A 680-nucleotide genomic window follows, 5' to 3' on the forward strand; every position below is an offset into this window, starting at 1 on the left:
CAAAAGCAAGCTAATGAAGATCCGCTCGACTTGCATGTATTAGGCACGCCGCCAGCGTTCGTCCTGAGCCAGGATCAAACTCTCCAATAAAGAGTTATGAGTTAGCTCATAAGTTAAAACGTTGGCTAGTGATCATCTATATAATAGAAGTCACTATAAAATATTGTTTGTTGACGCTTGTTTGTTTAGTTTTCAAAGAGCAAGTTACTAACCAACTAATCAAGTCAGCTTAAGTATACTACCATGATTATTCAAGTTGTGTCAATAAGTTTTTTTGGTGGAGCCTAGCGGGATCGAACCGCTGACCTCCTGCGTGCAAGGCAGGCGCTCTCCCAGCTGAGCTAAGGCCCCATAATATAATAAGAAGCATGGTCGGGAAGACAGGATTCGAACCTGCGACCCCTTGGTCCCAAACCAAGTGCTCTACCAAGCTGAGCTACTCCCCGATATAGAGAAAAATAATGGCGCGCCCGAAAGGAGTCGAACCCATAACCTTCTGATCCGTAGTCAGACGCTCTATCCAATTGAGCTACGGGCGCATATTTTAGAATCATGTTGAAACTGAAAGTGGTGCCGAGGACCGGAATCGAACCGGTACGGTAGTCACCTACCGCAGGATTTTAAGTCCTGTGCGTCTGCCAGTTCCGCCACCCCGGCTTAAGAACTTTTGGAGCGGAAGA

General features: G+C 46.5%; 4 tRNA genes and 1 rRNA gene. All 5 read right to left on the reverse strand.

Annotated features, from left to right (window positions below):
• Window positions 1-90: ribosomal RNA gene (locus M3204_RS23480) — 16S ribosomal RNA — on the reverse strand; the annotation flags it as partial.
• Between the two features lie 185 nt (window positions 91-275).
• A tRNA-Ala gene (locus M3204_RS23485) sits at window positions 276-351 on the reverse strand.
• A gap of 18 nt (window positions 352-369) precedes the next feature.
• A tRNA-Pro gene (locus M3204_RS23490) sits at window positions 370-446 on the reverse strand.
• Between the two features lie 16 nt (window positions 447-462).
• Window positions 463-539, reverse strand: a tRNA-Arg gene (locus tag M3204_RS23495).
• A gap of 29 nt (window positions 540-568) precedes the next feature.
• Window positions 569-657 (reverse strand) — tRNA-Leu (locus M3204_RS23500).
• Window positions 658-680 lie beyond the last annotated feature (23 nt).

The organism is Mesobacillus subterraneus (genome assembly GCF_023715485.1).
Classification (GTDB): Bacteria; Bacillota; Bacilli; order Bacillales; family Cytobacillaceae; genus Mesobacillus; species Mesobacillus subterraneus_B.